The following is a 19,241-nucleotide window of genomic DNA, read 5'->3' as shown; positions in this document are numbered from 1 at the left end:
AAAACGTGTATGAAGTCATGTTATTTATCACACTCTATACTCACAAGGAGGTGATATAACATGTCACGTAGCACAAATAAATTAGCGGTTCCTGGTGCTGAATCAGCATTAGACCAAATGAAATACGAAATCGCTCAAGAGTTTGGTGTTCAACTTGGAGCAGATGCAACAGCTCGCGCTAACGGTTCTGTTGGTGGTGAAATCACTAAACGTCTAGTTTCACTAGCTGAGCAACAATTAGGCGGTTTCCAAAAATAATCCCATATAAGATGGCTTAGAAAGAGCGGGTTCTCCCGCTCTTTCTTTTTGTTGTTTGCATCGGTATACATTCATTTCGACATAGACATAAAAAATTTGTCAAAAGAAGAGGGTTCAAAATAGACAGAAAATTCTTTATTATATAAGGGAGGCATAAAGAAAAAGGAGGATGTTTATGAAAAGAGAGGAATTGTTGGCGCCACCGTCTTATAATTTAGTTTCTGAAATAGAGAAATATATAGGGGATAAAGATAAGCTTGCTTTAATTTGGCAAGATGATAAAGGGAATAGACGAGAAGTTACATACGCTGAGCTTATGCAAGGTGCGAATAAAATTGGAAACGCTTTTATAAAGAGTGGTCTGCAAAAAGGGGACAAGCTCCTCATTATGATGCCACGCTTAATTGAAGCGTATATGACATATATCGCTGCGATTAAAGCAGGATTTGTCGTAATTCCGAGTTCGGAAATGTTACGCAAAAAAGATATCGAATATCGCATTGGACATGGGGAAGTAAAAGCAATCGTAAGTTATGAACCGTACATTGGACAATTTGATGATATAGAAGCGATGGAGTCTCTTCAGAAATTCGTTCTGAGCGAGCAGTCAGTAGATGGATGGATTAATTTAAAAACAGCGTTAGAAACAGAAAGTGATATGCTGGAAATGGCGAAGACAGATAAAGAAGATATGGTCTTTTTATCTTACACGTCAGGGACGACAGGAAACCCAAAAGGTGTTGTTCATACGCATGCGTGGGCATACGCGCATTTACGTACGAGCGCTCCAAATTGGCTCGGAATTGAAGAGGAGGATGTTGTGTGGGCGACGGCTAGTCCAGGCTGGCAAAAGTGGATTTGGAGCCCGTTTTTAGCAACTCTCGGATCAGGAGCAACAGGATTTGTATACAACGGTAAATTTGAACCGAAAACATATTTAAATTTATTAGACGATAATAAGGTGAATGTGCTTTGTTGTACGCCGACTGAGTATAGATTAATGGCAAAAGTAGAGAATTTAAGCCAGTACAATTTAGAAGCGTTACATAGCGCTGTATCAGCAGGTGAGCCGTTAAATAGAGAAGTCATTGAAACGTTCCAAAAGCACTTTAATATTACAGTCAGAGACGGCTATGGGCAAACGGAAAATACATTGCTTGTTGGTGTAATGAAAGGGATGGATATTAGACCAGGATCAATGGGAAAACCAACGCCAGGCAACCACGTTGATATCGTAAATGAAGAAGGTATTCCAGTTAAAGTGGGCGAAGTTGGTGATATCGCAGTTCACATTGAAACGCCAGCCCTCTTTAAACAATATTATAAAGATGATGAGCGCACAGCGATGCAATTCCGCGGTGATTATTATATTACTGGCGATAAAGCGAAGAAAGATGAAGACGGTTATTTCTGGTTTGAAGGGCGCGGTGATGATATTATTATTAGCTCTGGTTATACAATCGGGCCGTTTGAAGTAGAAGACGCGCTTGTAAAACATCCTTACGTAAGAGAGTGCGCAGTTGTCGCAAGCCCTGATGAAATTCGCGGAAGTGTCGTGAAGGCATTTATCGTATTAAGAGAGAATATAGAAAAGAACGAAGAAACATTAATTCCAATACTCCAACAACACGTCAAAGAACTCACTGCACCATATAAATACCCTCGCAAAATTGAATTTGTAGATGAACTACCAAAAACGATTTCTGGAAAAATTCGCCGTATTGAACTTAGAAAACAAGAGATGGAGATTCCGTCAAAATAATTTAGAAAATAGTTGAATGAACTGTAAACTATATGATATTATAAAAACGAACATAAGTTCGATTTTATAAACTAAAAAAAGAGGTGTCCGTATGATTTTAGGTATTAATCCGTATTTAGTTTTAGATGGTAGTGGGCAAGAAGCTGTACAGTTTTATAAAGAGGCGTTAGATGCAAAAGTAGAAGTAATGCAAACCTTCGGTGATATGCCTGAAAATCCAGAATATCCAATTCCAGCTGAAGCGAAAGAGCGCGTTTTACATGCTACTTTAAAAGTTGGTAATACGGACCTTATGATCTCTGATACATTTCCAGGTCAAGGGCATGCAATCGGATCTCAAGTAACAATCGCAATTCAAATTAATAATGCAGAAAAAGCGAAAGAAGTATTCGATAAGTTACAAGAAGGTGGAGAGGTTATTATGCCACTTCAAGAAACATTCTGGAGCCCAGCATACGGACAAGTAAAAGATAAATTTAATATTGAATGGCAAGTTACAACGTCTACTACTGAACAAAAGTAATGTTTAGAAAAGCACCATGTTTTGAAATGGTGCTTTTTTTTATACAATAAAACAAAGGAGATGGGATATATGGGAGAAATTTGGTATGGCGGCACCATTTACACGATGCGAGAAGAGAATGAAAAAGTAGAAGCAATTTATGTTGAAAACGGTATGATTGTTGATGCTGGGAGTAAGGAAGAGCTAGAAAGTCGATATTCAGAAGTGAAGTTGTACGACTTAGAAGGGAAAACAATGATTCCAGGTCTCGTTGATAGTCATATGCATCTTATTGGGCATGGAGAGAGGTTACTCCGCCTAGATTTGTCAAACTGTACATCTTATAGCGAAGTGCTGACTCTCGTACGGAAGCGAGTAGAAGAAGTACCAAAAGGTTCTTGGATTATTGGAGAAGGCTGGAATGAAAATAATTTTACAGATACAAAGCAAGTTCATGTGCGTGATTTAGATGAAATCTCTAAAGAACATCCAATTTTATTAAAGCGAGTTTGTCGTCACGTTACATGGGGGAATTCATACATACTGCAAGAAGCGAACATAACAGAAATGACGCAAGACCCGAAAGGCGGGAAAATCGGCCGTGATTCATCAAATATGTTAACGGGGCTTTTATATGAACAAGGGCAAGAGTTAATTAAACATGTACAACCTGAAATTGATGAAGCTTATTTACAAAGGGCTTTGCAAACAGCGATTAAAGACTGTTGGCAATATGGACTCGTTGGTGGGCATACGGAAGATTTAAATTATTACGGTGGCTTTAGAAAAACGCACAATGCGTTTTCTCATGTCATAAAGGATATGCCATTTAAAGCACATTTACTCGTTCACCATGAAGTAGCACATGAACGAAAAGAATATGAAAATGAACACTATATTGAATTTGGTGCGATGAAAATTTTTTCTGACGGTTCTTTTGGCGGAAGAACAGCTTTATTAAGTGAACCGTATGAAGATGCGCAGGAAACAAATGGAGTTGCAATCTTTTCGCGCAAAGAGCTTGCGGAGTTAGTGAAAAAAGCAAGAGACTTACATATGCCAGTTGCGATTCATACAATCGGTGATTTATCTCTTGAATATGTCATTGATGCACTTGAATTATATCCACCAGCAGAAGGATTACGCGACCGCATTATTCATTGTCAGCTAGCTCGTGAAGAGTTGATTGAGAGAATGAAACACTTGCCGGCTATTATCGATATTCAACCCGTCTTTCTGTCATCGGACTTCCCGTCAGTCATTGAAAAACTAGGCGAGCATCGTCTCCGTTATGCATACGCGTGGAAAACGTTACTAGAAGCAGGGTTACACTGCAACGGTGGTTCTGACGCACCCATTGAACAAGTGAATCCGTTTTTAGGTATATATAGCGCTGTTACACGTAGAAGTTTTATTGACGGTGTATGCTATATGCCAGAGGAAAGATTAACGGTATATGAGGCTATGTCTCTATTTACAATAGGAAGTGCCTATGCAATTGGAAAAGAAGCGAAGCGAGGACAAATTACAAAAGGATATGAAGCAGACTTTACGATAATAGACCGCAATATTTTTGAAATAGAGGCGGAAGAAATAAGAGAAGTACAAGCTGCGATGACTGTAATTGATGGGAAGATTGTGTATAGAAAAGATGCGTGAAAATATATCAGCAATTATTAAAATATATCGACTTATCGACAAGAAATGACAAGAATAGTGACTGATAGCGAGAGAAATAAAAAACCGCCGAATTATGGAATATCATAATTCGGCGGTTTTTTTATGTTATAAAAACGTTCTCTGCACCTTTTCCCAGAAGGAATTGTTTTTCAATTTAACTGTTTTAATTTGTTTATTGCTTAAGCGTACAACAGCTTTTTCTACTTGTTTAATGCTAAGCGCTTCATTATCCAAACCGATAACAGGATAATCATTACCGTCTGGTCTTAGTTTTAAAGTTAGTGTACGTTCGTGATTTAAAATGAACGGTGAACCGAGCGTACGGTATGTGTTGTTATTTAATGATGCTAGTTCGCTTACTTGGAAGCACGGAATAAGTGGATCAACAACCGCACCATGTAATGATTTATTGTAGGCTGTACTTCCTGTTGGGGTAGAAACAACTAAACCGTCCCCTCTAAATGTTTCGAAATATAGATCATCAACGTGAACATCTACAACGAACGTTTTAATAATGCTAGAACGTAATGAGAATTCATTTAAACAATGGAAAGATGTACCGTGATCTACATCTACTTGAATTGTCGGATATTTGCGCACTTCAATTTCATTTTTTGTAATTTCTTGAAGGGCCGTATCAACGTGATCAATATGGAAATCGCAGTAGAAAGAAGTCTCATCTTTCGTAGAAATCCCTGCGTATAAGCAATCTTCTCTAAAACCAGTTTTACGAACGGCTTGTAAGAAAGTTGCATCATCTCCAACACTGACGATAGCGTTTGCATTTTTTGGATGATCTAATATGGTAAATCCATTCTCTTCTAAAATACGATAGATTGGTTTCATTTTTTCAACGAGTGTTGCTTTGTCATCACCATAAAAGAAAAATAAATTGCGACGATCTGCCATTATGTATCCCTCCACTGCAGTTAAATTTTCTGTTCTTCGTACTACATATCATCCAAATACGTTCCCCGACGATATGTTCAAATAATATATTTCGATATAAAATGTCAAAATACCTTTTTATTTTTAGAAAAATTTTTATATTCAATCTTATGGAATTCTGTTTAATGATGAATAAACTTGTCGATAATGGGTACGGAGTGAAAGGATGATACGTATGAAGTGGTTCGTAATTGGAATAATAATTCTTCTCCTTTTTATTTTGCTTATACTATTGTCGAAAATAAAGCTTAAAGTGACATTTTTATATTCAGAAATGGAAAAGCAATGTTTGTTTCAAGTGAAAATATGGATGATTCGCTATACATTTGATGTGTTGGAAAGAATTGAAAAGCAACAGAAGAAGACAGGGCAAAAGATTGAGAAAGCTAAAGAAGAGGGTGGATTAGATAATAAAATTATAGCCCAACTTGATAGTATGGGGGAGCTGATAAAAAAGCTGCAAGAAGTTCATACTATTGTTAAAGATTTTCTCAAACGAGTGAAAATCAATGGTTGGAGATGGCACACACAAATTGGAGCAGGCGACGCAGCTAGCACTGGAATTGTCACTGGATATGCATGGGGGACAAAAGGAATGGCTGCTGGAGTTGTAGGACAATATATGCATATTGTAGACGTACCAGAATTTGAAATTACTCCTGTTTTTCAAGGGAAAGGATTTGCATCAAGATGTGAGTTAACGGCATCTTTTCGCATATTTCGTGCTATAAAAACAGGAATCAAATTACTCGTATTTATGAGAAGACAAAGATCTGGTACGACTGAAAAATCTGTTCAAGCATAGGGGGGATATAGAATGGACCATCCAATTCAAGGTTTAATGACAACCGCAATGCAGCATTTAAAACAAATGACTGATGTAAATACAATTGTAGGCGATCCAATTAAAGCTGCTGATGGAAGTGTAATTCTTACCGTTTCAAAAGTTAGCTTCGGATTTGCCGCTGGTGGAAGTGAATTTGGTAAAATAGAACATTCAGGCCGTCATCCATTTGGCGGGGGAAGTGGTGGAGGAGTTTCTATTAATCCTGTTGCTTTTCTTGTAATAAATGGAGAAGGTGTAAAAGTGTTGCATTTAGATAAGCAAACACACGTCATCGATAAAATAATTGAATTAGCGCCACAAGCTGTTGATAAAGTGAAAGAAATGATGGATAAACGAAAAGAAGACGATCCTGAATTTCAAATTTAACAAATAAAGAAGCTGATCAATGGATTAGCTTCTTTAATTTTTTTGTAAATAAAGCGATTTTATTTGCATTATCGATAGGGACAAACTATCATTTACATTGTACATATTTTGTTTAAATAAGGGAGGATTTTCAAGTGGCAAACGTAACTTTTAAAGGTAATCCAATGACTTTAGTTGGAACAGAAGTTAAAGTTGGCGATCAAGCGCCGAATTTCCAAGTATTAGCAAACGACTTATCTCCAGTAAGTTTAGAGACATACAAAGGCGAAGTAAAATTAATTAGTGTTGTACCTTCAATCGACACAGGTGTGTGTGATGCACAAACACGTCGTTTTAACCAAGATGCAGCAGGTATTGAAAACGCGAAAGTATTAACAATTAGCGCTGACTTACCATTCGCTCAAAAACGCTGGTGTGCAGCAAACGGTTTAGAAAATGTTGTAACACTTTCTGACCACCGCGACCTTTCATTCGGTGAAGCTTACGGCTTAGTAATGAAAGAGCTTCGTTTACTTGCTCGTGCAGTATTCGTAGTAGATAGCAATGACAAAGTAGTTTACGCAGAATACGTAAGCGAAGGTACAAGCCATCCAAACTATGAAGCAGCATTAGAAGCAGCAAAAGCTGCAAAATAATGTGAAGGAAGATGACCTCTTTGTAAGGGGTCGTCTTCTCTCATATATTGCTATATGGAATCGATATACGAGAGAAGACGTTACATCATACATCACTAAAAAGGGAGCTCTTAAAAAGAGGTCGCTTTTTCTTTTGGGAAAAAATCAGATTATGGTATGATATAAGTTATGTGTAAAAGAGAGAAGGAGGAATGTACGTGAGTCAGACAGTAGAAACATTATTTTCTATTTTTGATTCTTCTGCGGTAGTTTTACGTAAAGAATTAGATGTAACATATTTAGAGGCGCTTGTAGAAACAGGTGATAACTTGTTTGAAGGAGCGATTTTACAAGAGGAATTATCTGAATCAGCAATTGAAAGGCTGAATCGTGAATATAGTACGTTTAATGAAGAAACATATAAAGGTGAAGAAATTCGTAAAGCATTTCAGTTAGCCATCTTAAAAGGAATGAAAGAAGGCGTACAAGCGAATCACGAAATGACGCCTGATGCAGTTGGTATGTTTATGAGTTACCTATTCCATAAATTTATGAAGGGTAAAAATGAAATTACTGTGTTAGATCCTGCAATTGGAACGGGTAATTTAATGACGACAGTGTTCAATAGCGCTCAAGAAAACGTTACAGTGAGTGGATTTGGTGTAGAAGTGGATGAAGTGTTAATTAAACTTGCTTTAGTAAATGCGAATTTACAAAAGCATGCAATCGAATTCTTCCATCAAGATGGACTAGCACCACTTTATATCGATCCGGTTGATGCAGTCGTTTCAGATTTACCGATTGGTTATTATCCAAATGAAATCGGTGCAAGTGAATATAAGTTAAAAGCAGATGAAGGAATGTCATATGCCCACCACTTATTTATTGAACAAAGTGTGAAACATACGAAAGAAGGCGGGTACTTATTCTTCTTAGTGCCGAACTTCATTTTTGAAAGTGATCAAGCACCAAAATTACATGCATTTATTAAAGAAACATGCTTTATTCAGGGGTTATTACAGCTACCTGTTTCCATGTTTAAAAACGAGAAAAATGCAAAAAGTATATTTGTTCTCCAAAAGAAAGGCCCTAGTGTAACGATGCCAAAACAGGCGTTATTAGTGGAATTACCTAAATTCTCTAACATGAAGGCGATGGAAGACATTATGGACCAATTAAATACTTGGTTTGCAACGCATAAATAAGGTTAGGTATATGTAACAGGGTTAGTGATTCATGTAGTACAGTTTTATATGATATGTCATATTTTTAAATATATACTAGATTAAACTGAATTTTTTTGAAATCTGTAATATATATTTTTTCTTGGTGTTACAATTTTTTCACTTGAAATATATGTCGTACGATGTTTAAATTAAAATCGTGAGTATAAAATTTGCTAAGAATGAAACGTTTTCATATTTAGTGAATTTGATCAGATAAAATCGAGCGGTTTGTGGAAACATCCACACAACTACCAAGAGAAAAAGGGGCGAAAGACTAGATGTCAAAAATCATCGCGATTAACGCAGGAAGCTCTTCCTTAAAATTCCAATTATTTGAAATGCCAAGTGAAACAGTATTAACAAAAGGTTTAGTAGAACGTATCGGTTTAGAAGATAGTATCTTCACTATTACTGTAGATGGCGAAAAACAAAAAGAAGTTACAAACATTCCAGATCACGCAGTAGCAGTTAATATGCTTCTTAACAAATTAACTGAAAACGGAATCGTTAAATCTCTAGATGAGATTGGCGGTATCGGTCACCGTGTTGTTCACGGCGGCGAAAAATTTGCTGACTCTGTTTTAATTACTGATGAAGTATTAGCTGATATCGAAGAATTAAGCGATTTAGCACCACTTCATAACCCAGCAAACGTTGTTGGTATTAAAGCATTCCAAGAAGTATTACCAAACGTACCAGCAGTAGCGGTATTCGATACAGCATTCCACCAAACAATGCCGGAATCTGCATTCCTATACAGCTTACCATATGAGTACTATGAAAAGTTCGGCATCCGTAAATACGGTTTCCACGGAACTTCTCATAAATATGTAACTGAGCGTGCGGCTGAGCTATTAGGTCGTCCACTTGAAAGCTTAAGCTTACTTTCTTGTCACTTAGGTAACGGTGCAAGTATCGCAGCAGTAGAAGGCGGTAAATCTATCGATACTTCTATGGGCTTCACTCCACTTGCTGGTGTAACAATGGGTACACGTTCTGGTAACATTGACCCTGCGTTAATTCCATACATCATGGAAAAAACAGGCCAAACAGTAGAAGAAGTAGTTAACGTATTAAACAAGAAGAGTGGTATGTTAGGTCTTACTGGTTACTCTAGTGACCTACGTGACATCATTGCGAAAGAAGAAGAAGGCGATCACCGTGCGAAAGTAGCACTTGATGTATTCGTAAGCCGTATCCACAAATACATCGGTTCTTACACTGCTCGTATGAAAGGTGTAGACGCAATCATCTTCACAGCTGGTGTAGGTGAAAACAGTGCAATTATTCGTGAGCGCGTATTAGAAGGCCTTGAGTACATGGGCGTATACTTCGACGTAAAACGTAATAACGTATTTGGTGAAGAAGCATTCATCAGCTTCCCACACTCTCCAGTAAAAATTATCGTAATTCCAACTGACGAAGAAGTTATGATCGCTCGTGACGTACTACGTCTTGGAAACATTGGTTAATATATGAAAAGAAAGACGAGATCCTATAGGATTTCGTCTTTTTTCTTTTGGATATAGTTTAAAATTCCATCTGGGTATAGTACTTTCTTCTCCTGAATGAATGCAGTAATGGGAATCCATTTTGCATACGATACTGTTTGCTCATCTTGTATATTCATTTTTTTCATTTCATATAGTGATGTGTCTAATAAGCGTAGAGAATATAGTTGGATGATTTCATGACCAATTTCTCCGTCAAGATGAAAGATATTTTCTAAACAACCTAAATAATTGATGATTTCCACTTCTGTATGAAGCTCTTCTTTATATTCACGAATAATTGTATGTGCTGATTTTTCACCAAGTTCAATTGAACCGCCGACAGGTCTGTAATATGTTTCATCTGCTGTACGATATTCTTGTACGAGAAGGCGACCGTGATGTATAGCAATGCCAAAAGCTTTTGCACGTGGATACATATACAACCACTCCTTATTTATTCTATATAAGGATGATTATAATGTGTTTTGTAATAAAAAGTGTCATGTATTTAAGAATGTGGTCTAATCGTAATCCCATCAAATAAGTTGCTCCAAAATGCTTCATTGTACTGAAATACATCCATAATAGGGCATTTTATAACACAAATATTTTGTAATCCCCAATCTTCTTGGATGATAGTTGGTACATCTTCAGGGATTAATAATAGGACGGAGAATGTATGTGTAACGATTTGAGATAAAATGTGTTCCAAGGAGCGTGCTTCTTCGTATGTTCCTCCAGTTCGAATAAACAATATGGATTGTGCTGTGTCAATTGTAGTTAGAAAACGATTAATTCGATGCTCATAGTTTAACTTAATTTCTATATAAGAAGGCCAAGAAGTTGGTGTGTTTACATCTGTTTTAAAGTCGTGGCAAGAGTCAATTTCATATAGGTTGTCACGGAGTCTTAATTTCGCACCATCATCCCAAAATGAGATGAAGGATAAGTTTTCGAACTGTAAAAAACGGTCAAATCGATTTTGTAATAATACATTCACTTTTTCTAATGAAGGGCTTAGCATAAAATCGATAACACCAAAAAATGGTGATAATTCGAATTGATATAATGCCCAAGCAGGCCAGCAGTTTTGTCCTAAGCTGAATACTGCGTTATATTCTTTTTTTATATTGGATAGATTCATCTGATTCATCTCATCCTTTTTGCTAATATTTTATGTCATGAAAAAATGGTGTGTGAATAAAGATAGACAAGCATATTTGCAAAGAATAAGCAGAAATATGTTACAATAGAAAAAAATCAAACGAGGTGGTTGTTACGATGCGATCGAAGCGAGAACAAGCCATTTTAGACAATATAAAAGAATGGGAATTGCAATTAGTTGAGCAAGAAGCGACTGATTTTCAAAAAGTGTTTGATAAATGGGTGCATAGTACAATTGCGAAATTACCTGAGAAAAAACGAAAAGATTTCTTTACGAAAGCAGATGGATGGCTCTTTCATTTGCATGCATTGATTCAAAGTTCACAATCGCAGTTAGAGGCGCGTAATCGTATTTTGGGAACGTCGAGATTATTTGATGAATCGATTGAGCAACTAGAGGATTTAAAAGCATTATCTATTGATCAATTAACATACATAGCAGAGCAGCAAACAGCACGACATCGCTTATATTCATTCGTACAAGGCGGAGCAACGGGTGCTGGAGGTTTATTATTACTAACAGCTGATTTTCCGGTTATGATTGCGTTAAATGTGAAGGCTGTCCAACTTATTGCAACATCATTTGGGCATGATGTGAACAAGCCTTATGAAATGATGCTCGCATTAAAGGTCTTTCATGCGTCCTTACTACCAGGAAGACTTCAGCAATACGCGTGGTACAATTTACTGCAAGAGCTAGAGCAAGAGGATTCGTTCTTCTACGAAGGAGACGAAGCGGTATTACAACCAGCTTCTACTGAAATTATTTTAAAACAAATTTTGAAAACATTTTCGATTTATGCTCTTCGTCGTAAATTATTCCAAGGTATTCCGGTAATTGGAATGGCAATCGGGTCTACAGTGAATTACCGTTTAACAAGAAACGTTACTGAATTTGCAAATAGATTTTATCAAGTGCGCCACATAGTCGAGAAGGAAAAAAGAGCGTAAAAAAAGCGAGAGGCCGAAGCCTTTCGCTTTTTTAATTTGTTGCATGCTTTTTGGACATTGGAATAGATACTGGTTGCTTTTCTTCTGCTTTTTCTGTTTTTGGATAATAAATTAAATCCAATGTTTTTGCCTGTACGGCAATCGAAAGAATAGTAAAAGCAATTTCTGTCCAATTTAAATAATATAATGAAAGCGCAAGAACAATCGCGTCAAAGACGAAGAAAATTTGCCCAATTGTAAAACGTGTTTTTTTACTTAATACAATTGTTAAAATATCGTCTCCACCGGTTGCACCGCCAAATCGCAATATAAAACCGAGTCCAATACCAGCTAACGCACCGCCAACTACTGCAGCAATAAATAAATTGTTTGATAAATCGACCGTAAATGGAGAATAATTTTCCATAAGAGAATAAAATACTCCGAATGAAATTGAACCTAAGAATGAATAGCCAACCATTTTTCTACCTAACAATGAAGCACATAGTAGAATAATTGGGATATCCATCATTACAGTTGAAATAGATGGTGAAATATCATAAAAATTTTGGATGAATAGTGCGATACCTACAAAGCCACCTTCTGTTAAGTGGTTTTGGAAGTGAATGTGATATAGCGCTGCTGCTAAAATAAATGAACCGATTAAAACCATAAAAACTTCTTTAATAATTTGTCGACTTTGGATGTTCCTCATCGTTATTCCTTCTTTCCGTAGTTAGTAGTCCTTTTGTGTTGTAAACTAACTACGAGCTCACATGTAGCTTCAGTTAGTTTACGAAAAAAACTAACTACGCTATATGTCGCTGAAGAAATAACGAATAATCCTCTCGTCCATCAATTCTCCCTACTTTCGTTTTAGTTTAAGTCTTAAAACGACTAAACAAAACGTGGAGTAGGATTCTTCATTTAGCAATCCTGCTCTTCTTTGTTTTGTTTAGCTAGTAACAATTAAGCCCTAAACAAAACGCTATGTGTAAGAAGAGTCTTTTTTTTGCCAAATTATCCTTCGGGCAATCATAATTTCCCCACTCTCGTATTTTTTTCGCTAGACTAAAGTATCTGAGCTGAAAAATACGCTACGTGTATGATTCGTCAATACGATGCCACATGCTCCTTCGAGCGATCATGATATCAAAATCCCTTCCTTCAAGATTTATATTATTATATCATACTTTCAAAAAATGTATGCGGATGGAAACCGACAATAAACGGAGGAAATCTACAAAAATTGTTATGTTTAAATATTTTTGTAGAAAAGCCTAAGTTATTTTGCAGAATTGGACAGTTTTTTAGTTTGTCCAATAAGTAAGAAAAGAAGAGTTTTTATTCAGTTGTATTCTTATCATCACTTTTATCTTTAAAGAACGCATCCCAGCTAATTACACTTAAAAAAGTTAAAGCGATAATAACGAAAGCATGCATAAGTTTGAACCTCCTTTTGTACATAGTATATGAATCGTTCACTTTGGAATGTGTCATTTTTTTACAAGTCTTAACTATTATGAGAGTATATTAATATAGATGGATGAAAGGGGAAGTGAGAATATGCTAAAAGACATGTTTAAAAGAAAAGAATTAACATGTGTTTCATGTCAGAAAAAGATTCAATATGAAGAAGAGCTCGTCGCTTTTGTAAAGTTGCCGAAAGAAAGAAGTATATTAGTTGGCCCGTTTGATGTGTGCTTGGCGAAAACAGCGCAAGAAATATATTGTAAATCGTGTTACGACAAAAAAGCATGACCCAAAGTAATTGAGGGGCATGCTTTTTTTATTGGTGTGCTTTTCCCTCAGATACATTTTGAGTGAGTCGATACCAAAGCCAAAGATCATTAATGATGGAAGCAAGATCGGCAATTTCTGAATTCAGTTTGCAAGAAATTTCGAAGTCTTCTTCGTTATTTAAATGATGCTGTTTTGCATTAATAGAGTGCTCGAGTTCTTTTATTCGATCTGGAATCTTTCCGCGAACTTGTTCCCATTTCAATAAAATAGCATGCTGCATTTTTTCGGGGATATCTTCCCAATCTTCTTGTAAATGCGGAATTTCAATTCCTAGATGATCATCGTATAAGAAATACTTTTCCATAAGTTCACCCCCGTTTTCCTGCTTATATTGTACAAAAAAACAGAAAGAAGTTCGACGAAATTGGTTGAAAAAATTTGAAAATGACTCTTGATACATTTTGTAAAAGGTGTTAAAGTGTGAATTATTATAAAAGAAAATGAATATTTATTCTTTAGGGGGATGCAAAATGGAGAAGAAGAAAGTTGTATTAGCATATTCTGGGGGTCTTGATACTTCCGTTGCAATTAAATGGTTACAAGAGAAGAATTATGATATTATCGCGCTTTGTTTAGACTTAGGGGAAGGTAAAGACTTAGCATTTGTAAAAGAAAAGGCACTTTCAGTAGGTGCAATTAAATCATATATGATTGATGTTCAAGAAGAATTTGCAAATGAATATGCATTAATGGCGATGCAAGCGCACACGTTATACGAAGGGAAATACCCTCTCGTTTCAGCGTTATCACGTCCGCTTATCGCGAAGAAATTAGTAGAGATTGCAGAACAAGAAGGAGCGACTGCAGTTGCACATGGATGTACAGGGAAAGGGAATGATCAAGTTCGTTTTGAAGTTTCTATTCAAGCGTTAAATCCTTACTTAGAAGTGATTGCGCCTGTACGTGAATGGAAATGGTCACGTGAAGAAGAAATTGCATATGCAAAAGAAAACAATGTACCAATTCCGGTTAATTTAGATAGCCCATTTTCAATCGATCAAAACTTATGGGGACGCAGCAATGAATGTGGCATTTTAGAAGATCCATGGGCAGCGCCGCCAGAAGATGCATATGAGATGACATTGGCATTAGAAGATACACCGAATAAACCCGAGTTTGTAGAAATCGGTTTTGAAGCAGGCGTACCGACTACTTTAAATGGTACTGCCTATCCACTTTCAGAACTTATTAAAACGTTAAATGCACTTGCTGGAAAACATGGCGTTGGACGTATCGATCACGTCGAAAATCGTCTTGTCGGTATTAAATCACGTGAAGTATACGAATGCCCAGCTGCAATGACATTAATTACGGCTCATAAGGAACTGGAAGATTTAACACTCGTAAAAGAAGTAGCGCATTTTAAACCGATGATTGAGCAGAAAATAACAGAACTTATTTATAACGGCTTATGGTTCTCGCCTTTAAAACAAGCGCTTAACGCTTTCTTACAAGAAACGCAAAAGAATATAACAGGTACAGTGCGTGTGAAATTATTTAAAGGCCATGCGATTGTAGAAGGACGTAAATCTGAGTACTCTTTATACGATGAAAAACTAGCAACATATACTGCCCAGGACGAGTTTAATCATGATGCAGCAGTTGGATTCATTTCATTATTCGGTTTACCAACGAAAGTATACAGCCAAGTAAATCAAAAGAAGGTGGAAGCGTGAGCAAACTTTGGGGCGGACGTTTTACAGAAGAAGCGGAAGCATGGGTTGAAGAGTTCGGAGCGTCTATCTCCTTTGATCAACAATTAGTAAATCAAGATATAAATGGGAGTATTGCCCACGTAACGATGCTAGCAAAGCAAGGCATCGTTACGAAAGAAGAAGCCGAGAAAATAAAGATAGGTCTTCAATATTTATTAGAAGAAGCGAAACAAGATAAATTGCATTTTTCAGTTGAAGCGGAAGACATTCATTTAAATATCGAAAAGATGTTAATTGAAAAAATCGGTGAAATAGGCGGGAAACTTCATACTGGCCGAAGCCGTAACGATCAAGTAGCGACTGATATGCATTTATATTTGAAAGAAAAAGTAGAACATATTATAAAAGCTACAAAACAATTGCAAACTGTTCTTGTTCATCAAGCAGAAAATAATATTGAAACAATTATGCCTGGTTATACGCATTTGCAGCGTGCGCAGCCAATTTCATTTGCACATCATATTCTCGCTTACTTTTGGATGTTAGAGCGTGATGTGAATCGTTATGAAGATTCGTTAAAGCGCATTAACATTTCACCATTAGGAGCAGGAGCGTTAGCTGGGACAACATTCCCGATTGATCGAGAATATAGTGCGGAACTACTTGGATTTAATGGAATCTATGAAAATAGTTTAGATGCAGTAAGCGATCGTGATTTCATACTGGAATTCCTAAGTAACTCATCTATGCTCATGATGCACTTATCACGCTTTTGCGAAGAACTTATTTTATGGAGTAGCCAAGAGTTTCAGTTTATTGAAATGAGCGATCAATACGCAACGGGAAGCAGCATTATGCCGCAAAAGAAAAATCCAGATATGGCGGAACTAATCCGCGGTAAAACAGGCAGAGTGTACGGTAATTTATTTAGTTTACTTACAGTCATGAAAGGATTACCGCTTGCATACAATAAAGACTTGCAAGAAGATAAAGAAGGAATGTTTGATACAGTAAAAACAGTAGAAGGTTGCCTTCATATTATGGCAGGCATGCTAGAAACGATGACTGTAAATAAAGAAAAGATGGGGCAAGCTGTGACGCAAGATTTCTCTAACGCAACAGAAATTGCTGACTACTTAGCAAGCAAAGGACTACCGTTCCGTCAAGCTCATGAAATTGTTGGGAAGCTAGTGCTACACTGCACACAAAAAGGAATTTATTTAGTAGATGTACCACTTGAAACGTATAAAGAAATGAGCTTGTTATTTGAAGAAGATTTGTATGAAGTTCTTTCACCATATGCCGCTGTAAAGCGCCGTAATAGTGCTGGAGGAACTGGGTTTGAACAGATTGAAAAAGCTTTGGAGAAGGCGAAGGGATTAGTTGGAGAGTTTGTTGGAAGTTGATTGATAGGAAAGAAGGTACGCTAACCTTAGTAGAGGAAAGCGTACCTTCTTTGTGATTTTTACAGCTTAAAATGAATCATACTTATGTCGATCTTCCGTAATTCGAATATATTCAATATCCATTAAATCTCGTAGTAATGCACCATTACTTAGTTCTACACCATGTTTCTCTTTGAAATGTGTACGAATTGTATCTAACATTTCAATTTCTTTTCCATTCACATCTAAAATAATACGTTCAGAATCATCCATATAGCATCCTCCTTTTTTAAACATATATATTTTGTCCGTCTATTTCTAAAAAATGTATGTTAATGTAATGTTAGGAAATAAGAAAGGAATGGAAAATGAGGCGTATTTATTTTATAGGAGTAATTTTGTATACGTTAGTTGTATTACATGTTGCATTCCCAAGCGTATTTTCATTTAAGGATGTAGAAACAGTACACGTTGGGATATTTATCTTTATTCTATTTATAGTAGATTGCTGTATTTCAATATGGCTTTCGAAAAGAAAACATGTACAAGATAAAAAAGAAATGGAACGAAAAAAGAGAAAACGTTCCTTTTGGATGATGACTTACTGTTTGTCTTTAGTGCTTACTGCTGTCTTTTTTAGTGAGCATATTCCGTTAGAAAGATTAAATATTGGATTTGGAGCGTTCGTATTTGCATATTATTTTTTCATGCACTTGCTTCCTTATATGAAAGAAAAGCGAGGAGAAGAGGAAGGTCCACTTGTAGAAGAAGCGAGAGAACAAGAGTATAAGAGAATAGAAGAAGATATACAAAAACTTGGAGAACAAAAATGGTATTTAAGATCTAAAATTATATATGTTCTTTGCTTTATTACGCCGCCAATCGGTTATTTGTATGTATTCTGTCTTCGTAAAAAAATGACAGAAGATGCAAAGCAATCTTATTTAACGGTAGCGACGATTATGATAGCATTATGGTCTTTAAAATTTCTTCCGCCTTATGTATTAGCAATTACTGTTGTTATTGTGGCTTGTCTTGTGTTTATAGTAAAATATGTAAAATAAAAAACACCAAGCCCATGTAGACTTGGTGTTTTATTTATAAATTAAAGATCACCTTGCTCCTCATCACCACGAACAACAAGGACATCGCATTTCGCATAGCGAATAATATGTTCAGAGACGCTACCAATTAGGAAACGTTCAACAGCATTTAAACCAGTTGCACCACACATAATTAAATCTACTTTATGATTTGGAGCGATTTCTTTTGAAATTTTAGATTTAGGATTACCAAATTCTAATACAGTCTCAATTTTTTCAAGGCCAGCTTCAAGCGCAGTTTTTTTGTAGTCTTCTAATAAGTCTTCTGCAAATAGATTTGCACGTTCAGCAATTGCACGGCTATAAGCTTCTACTGCTGAGTATGCTTTCACATCAACGATATGAGCAATTGTTAATGTTGCATTGTTGCGTTTTGCGACTTGAATTGCTTTTTTAAAGGCTTTTTCTGCTTCTTTAGAACCATCCACCGCGATTAAAATATTTGTATATGTATTATTCATAGAAAATTCCTCCCAATCATTTTTATTACCTTTTACAACTTTATTATAAAACAAATTTTGGTAATGTGCTTGCCAGAAACGTTACAGAATTTTGAAAACTCTGTTTCAATTCATTTTAGTTGTAATTGGTGAAAGAACTTGTTACATATGAACTATAGCAATTTAAAAGGAGGGCATGTTTGTGAGACACGCGCTCATTACAGCCGGTACGAAAGGTTTAGGAAAGCAAGTAACAGAAAAGTTATTGGCTAAAGGCTATTCAGTAACAGTAACATATCATAGCGATATAACGGCTATGGAAAAGATGAAAGAAACATATAAAAATATGGAAGAGCGTCTACAATTCGTGCAAGCGGATGTCACGAAAAAAGAAGATTTACATAAAATAGTAGAAGAAGCGATAGGCCGTTTTGGCAAAATTGACTTTTTAATTAATAATGCTGGTCCATATGTATTTGAACGAAAAAAGTTAGTCGATTATGAAGAAGACGAATGGAATGAAATGATTCAGGGTAATTTAACAGCGGTATTTCATTTGTTGAAACTTGTCGTTCCGATTATGAGAAAACAGAACTTTGGCCGTATTATTAATTATGGATTCCAAGGGGCAGATAGTGCACCGGGATGGATTTATCGTTCAGCTTTTGCAGCAGCGAAAGTAGGACTTGTTTCATTAACGAAAACAGTTGCTTATGAAGAAGCTGAATATGGTATTACTGCAAATATGGTATGTCCTGGTGATATTATTGGTGATATGAAAGAAGCGACAATTCAAGAAGCACGTCAGTTGAAAGAACGTAACACACCAATTGGTAGATCTGGAACAGGTGAAGATATCGCAAGAACGATTTCATTTTTATGTGAAGACGATTCCGATATGATTACTGGCACAATTATTGAAGTAACTGGTGCAGTAGATGTTATTCATAGACATCGATAGAGCAAAATAAAGTGAAGTTTCGAATAATTGGACAGTTTATCCTGTATGCAAAGAGGTGCGGATAATGCTGTCCTTTCATGTAAGATTAAATCTATCGGAAAACT

The 19,241-nt window shown here is 36.3% G+C and carries 22 protein-coding genes; 15 read left to right on the top strand and 7 right to left on the bottom strand.

Translation table 11 applies throughout. The features are described 5' to 3' along the window. The first annotated feature begins 60 nt into the window (after window positions 1–60). The 4 genes from AAG068_RS23265 (at window position 61) to AAG068_RS23250 (ending at window position 4,181) form a co-directional block, all read left to right on the top strand. Window positions 61–258, top strand: coding sequence for an alpha/beta-type small acid-soluble spore protein (locus tag AAG068_RS23265; protein WP_000091639.1), 198 nt, complete (start codon window positions 61–63; stop codon window positions 256–258). A gap of 175 nt (window positions 259–433) precedes the next feature. After that, window positions 434–2,020, top strand: coding sequence for an acyl-CoA synthetase MbcS (mbcS, locus tag AAG068_RS23260; protein ID WP_342715967.1), 1,587 nt, complete (start codon window positions 434–436; stop codon window positions 2,018–2,020). A 91-nt stretch (window positions 2,021–2,111) separates the two neighbouring features. After that, window positions 2,112–2,543, top strand: coding sequence for a VOC family protein (locus AAG068_RS23255; RefSeq protein WP_098670797.1), 432 nt, complete (start codon window positions 2,112–2,114; stop codon window positions 2,541–2,543). 69 nt (window positions 2,544–2,612) lie between these two features. Then, a complete protein-coding gene (locus tag AAG068_RS23250) occupies window positions 2,613–4,181 on the top strand; it encodes an amidohydrolase (protein WP_342715966.1) in 1,569 nt (522 codons plus the stop codon). A gap of 126 nt (window positions 4,182–4,307) precedes the next feature. Here AAG068_RS23250 and AAG068_RS23245 read toward each other — a convergent pair whose 3' ends face one another. Continuing rightward, window positions 4,308–5,111, bottom strand: a complete 804-nt coding sequence (locus tag AAG068_RS23245; protein ID WP_342715965.1) for an NAD kinase — start codon at window positions 5,109–5,111, stop codon at window positions 4,308–4,310. A 205-nt stretch (window positions 5,112–5,316) separates the two neighbouring features. Here AAG068_RS23245 and AAG068_RS23240 point away from each other — a divergent pair, with 205 nt between their 5' ends. The 5 genes from AAG068_RS23240 to ackA all read left to right on the top strand — a co-directional run bounded on the left by AAG068_RS23240 (window position 5,317) and on the right by ackA (window position 9,675). Then, the gene (locus tag AAG068_RS23240; protein WP_342715964.1) at window positions 5,317–5,955 is read left to right on the top strand and encodes a DUF2953 domain-containing protein; all 639 of its coding nucleotides are present in this window, start codon (window positions 5,317–5,319) and stop codon (window positions 5,953–5,955) included. Between the two features lie 12 nt (window positions 5,956–5,967). Continuing rightward, complete coding sequence (ytfJ, locus tag AAG068_RS23235; RefSeq protein WP_000350002.1) at window positions 5,968–6,363, top strand: GerW family sporulation protein; 396 nt, start codon at window positions 5,968–5,970, stop codon at window positions 6,361–6,363. A gap of 134 nt (window positions 6,364–6,497) precedes the next feature. After that, the gene (gene tpx, locus AAG068_RS23230) at window positions 6,498–6,998 is read left to right on the top strand and encodes a thiol peroxidase (protein WP_076540703.1); all 501 of its coding nucleotides are present in this window, start codon (window positions 6,498–6,500) and stop codon (window positions 6,996–6,998) included. Between the two features lie 197 nt (window positions 6,999–7,195). Further along, entirely contained in the window at window positions 7,196–8,182 is a 987-nt protein-coding gene (locus tag AAG068_RS23225; RefSeq protein ID WP_342715963.1) for a class I SAM-dependent methyltransferase, read from the top strand. A 299-nt stretch (window positions 8,183–8,481) separates the two neighbouring features. Beyond that, window positions 8,482–9,675 (top strand): acetate kinase, encoded by a 1,194-nt coding sequence (ackA, locus tag AAG068_RS23220; protein WP_342715962.1) that lies wholly within the window; start codon window positions 8,482–8,484, stop codon window positions 9,673–9,675. Between the two features lie 23 nt (window positions 9,676–9,698). Here the strand turns inward: ackA and AAG068_RS23215 are convergent, their stop codons facing one another. Both AAG068_RS23215 and AAG068_RS23210 read right to left on the bottom strand, forming a co-directional pair. Beyond that, window positions 9,699–10,133, bottom strand: a complete 435-nt coding sequence (locus tag AAG068_RS23215; RefSeq protein ID WP_342715961.1) for an NUDIX hydrolase — start codon at window positions 10,131–10,133, stop codon at window positions 9,699–9,701. Window positions 10,134–10,204: 71 nt separating this feature from the next. Next, window positions 10,205–10,840, bottom strand: a complete 636-nt coding sequence (locus AAG068_RS23210) for a DUF1796 family putative cysteine peptidase (protein ID WP_342715960.1) — start codon at window positions 10,838–10,840, stop codon at window positions 10,205–10,207. 137 nt (window positions 10,841–10,977) lie between these two features. Between AAG068_RS23210 and AAG068_RS23205 the strand changes: the two genes are divergently transcribed. Further along, a complete protein-coding gene (locus AAG068_RS23205; RefSeq protein ID WP_342715959.1) occupies window positions 10,978–11,811 on the top strand; it encodes an EcsC family protein in 834 nt (277 codons plus the stop codon). A gap of 31 nt (window positions 11,812–11,842) precedes the next feature. Here the strand turns inward: AAG068_RS23205 and AAG068_RS23200 are convergent, their stop codons facing one another. Then, on the bottom strand, window positions 11,843–12,505 hold the full coding sequence (locus tag AAG068_RS23200; RefSeq protein ID WP_001244531.1) for a YitT family protein: 663 nt from the start codon (window positions 12,503–12,505) through the stop codon (window positions 11,843–11,845). 851 nt (window positions 12,506–13,356) lie between these two features. Here AAG068_RS23200 and AAG068_RS23195 point away from each other — a divergent pair. Then, window positions 13,357–13,551, top strand: a complete 195-nt coding sequence (locus AAG068_RS23195) for a hypothetical protein (protein ID WP_000910292.1) — start codon at window positions 13,357–13,359, stop codon at window positions 13,549–13,551. Window positions 13,552–13,579: 28 nt separating this feature from the next. On the opposite strand, the gene AAG068_RS23190 is transcribed toward AAG068_RS23195, so the two are convergent. After that, the gene (locus tag AAG068_RS23190; RefSeq protein ID WP_063245305.1) at window positions 13,580–13,897 is read right to left on the bottom strand and encodes a hypothetical protein; all 318 of its coding nucleotides are present in this window, start codon (window positions 13,895–13,897) and stop codon (window positions 13,580–13,582) included. A gap of 166 nt (window positions 13,898–14,063) precedes the next feature. Between AAG068_RS23190 and AAG068_RS23185 the strand changes: the two genes are divergently transcribed. Further along, window positions 14,064–15,269, top strand: a complete 1,206-nt coding sequence (locus tag AAG068_RS23185; RefSeq protein WP_342715958.1) for an argininosuccinate synthase — start codon at window positions 14,064–14,066, stop codon at window positions 15,267–15,269. Continuing rightward, entirely contained in the window at window positions 15,266–16,654 is a 1,389-nt protein-coding gene (gene argH, locus AAG068_RS23180) for an argininosuccinate lyase (protein WP_342715957.1), read from the top strand. The genes AAG068_RS23185 and argH overlap by 4 nt, the downstream gene beginning before the upstream one ends. A 66-nt stretch (window positions 16,655–16,720) precedes the next feature. Here argH and AAG068_RS23175 read toward each other — a convergent pair whose 3' ends face one another. Continuing rightward, window positions 16,721–16,906, bottom strand: coding sequence for a ProA domain protein (locus AAG068_RS23175; RefSeq protein ID WP_139365286.1), 186 nt, complete (start codon window positions 16,904–16,906; stop codon window positions 16,721–16,723). A 95-nt stretch (window positions 16,907–17,001) separates the two neighbouring features. Here AAG068_RS23175 and AAG068_RS23170 point away from each other — a divergent pair, with 95 nt between their 5' ends. Continuing rightward, a complete protein-coding gene (locus tag AAG068_RS23170) occupies window positions 17,002–17,697 on the top strand; it encodes a hypothetical protein (RefSeq protein ID WP_342715956.1) in 696 nt (231 codons plus the stop codon). Window positions 17,698–17,738: 41 nt separating this feature from the next. Here AAG068_RS23170 and AAG068_RS23165 read toward each other — a convergent pair whose 3' ends face one another. Continuing rightward, window positions 17,739–18,197: a universal stress protein gene (locus AAG068_RS23165; RefSeq protein ID WP_001066672.1), complete on the bottom strand. Its 459-nt coding sequence runs from the start codon at window positions 18,195–18,197 to the stop codon at window positions 17,739–17,741. Window positions 18,198–18,378: 181 nt separating this feature from the next. Between AAG068_RS23165 and AAG068_RS23160 the strand changes: the two genes are divergently transcribed. Then, window positions 18,379–19,137 (top strand): SDR family oxidoreductase, encoded by a 759-nt coding sequence (locus tag AAG068_RS23160; RefSeq protein WP_342715955.1) that lies wholly within the window; start codon window positions 18,379–18,381, stop codon window positions 19,135–19,137. Window positions 19,138–19,241 lie beyond the last annotated feature (104 nt).

The organism is Bacillus paramycoides, from assembly GCF_038971285.1.
Lineage (GTDB): Bacteria > Bacillota > Bacilli > Bacillales > Bacillaceae_G > Bacillus_A.
Note: the sequence above shows the minus strand (reverse complement) of the source record. Positions and strands in the feature narration are given on the sequence as shown.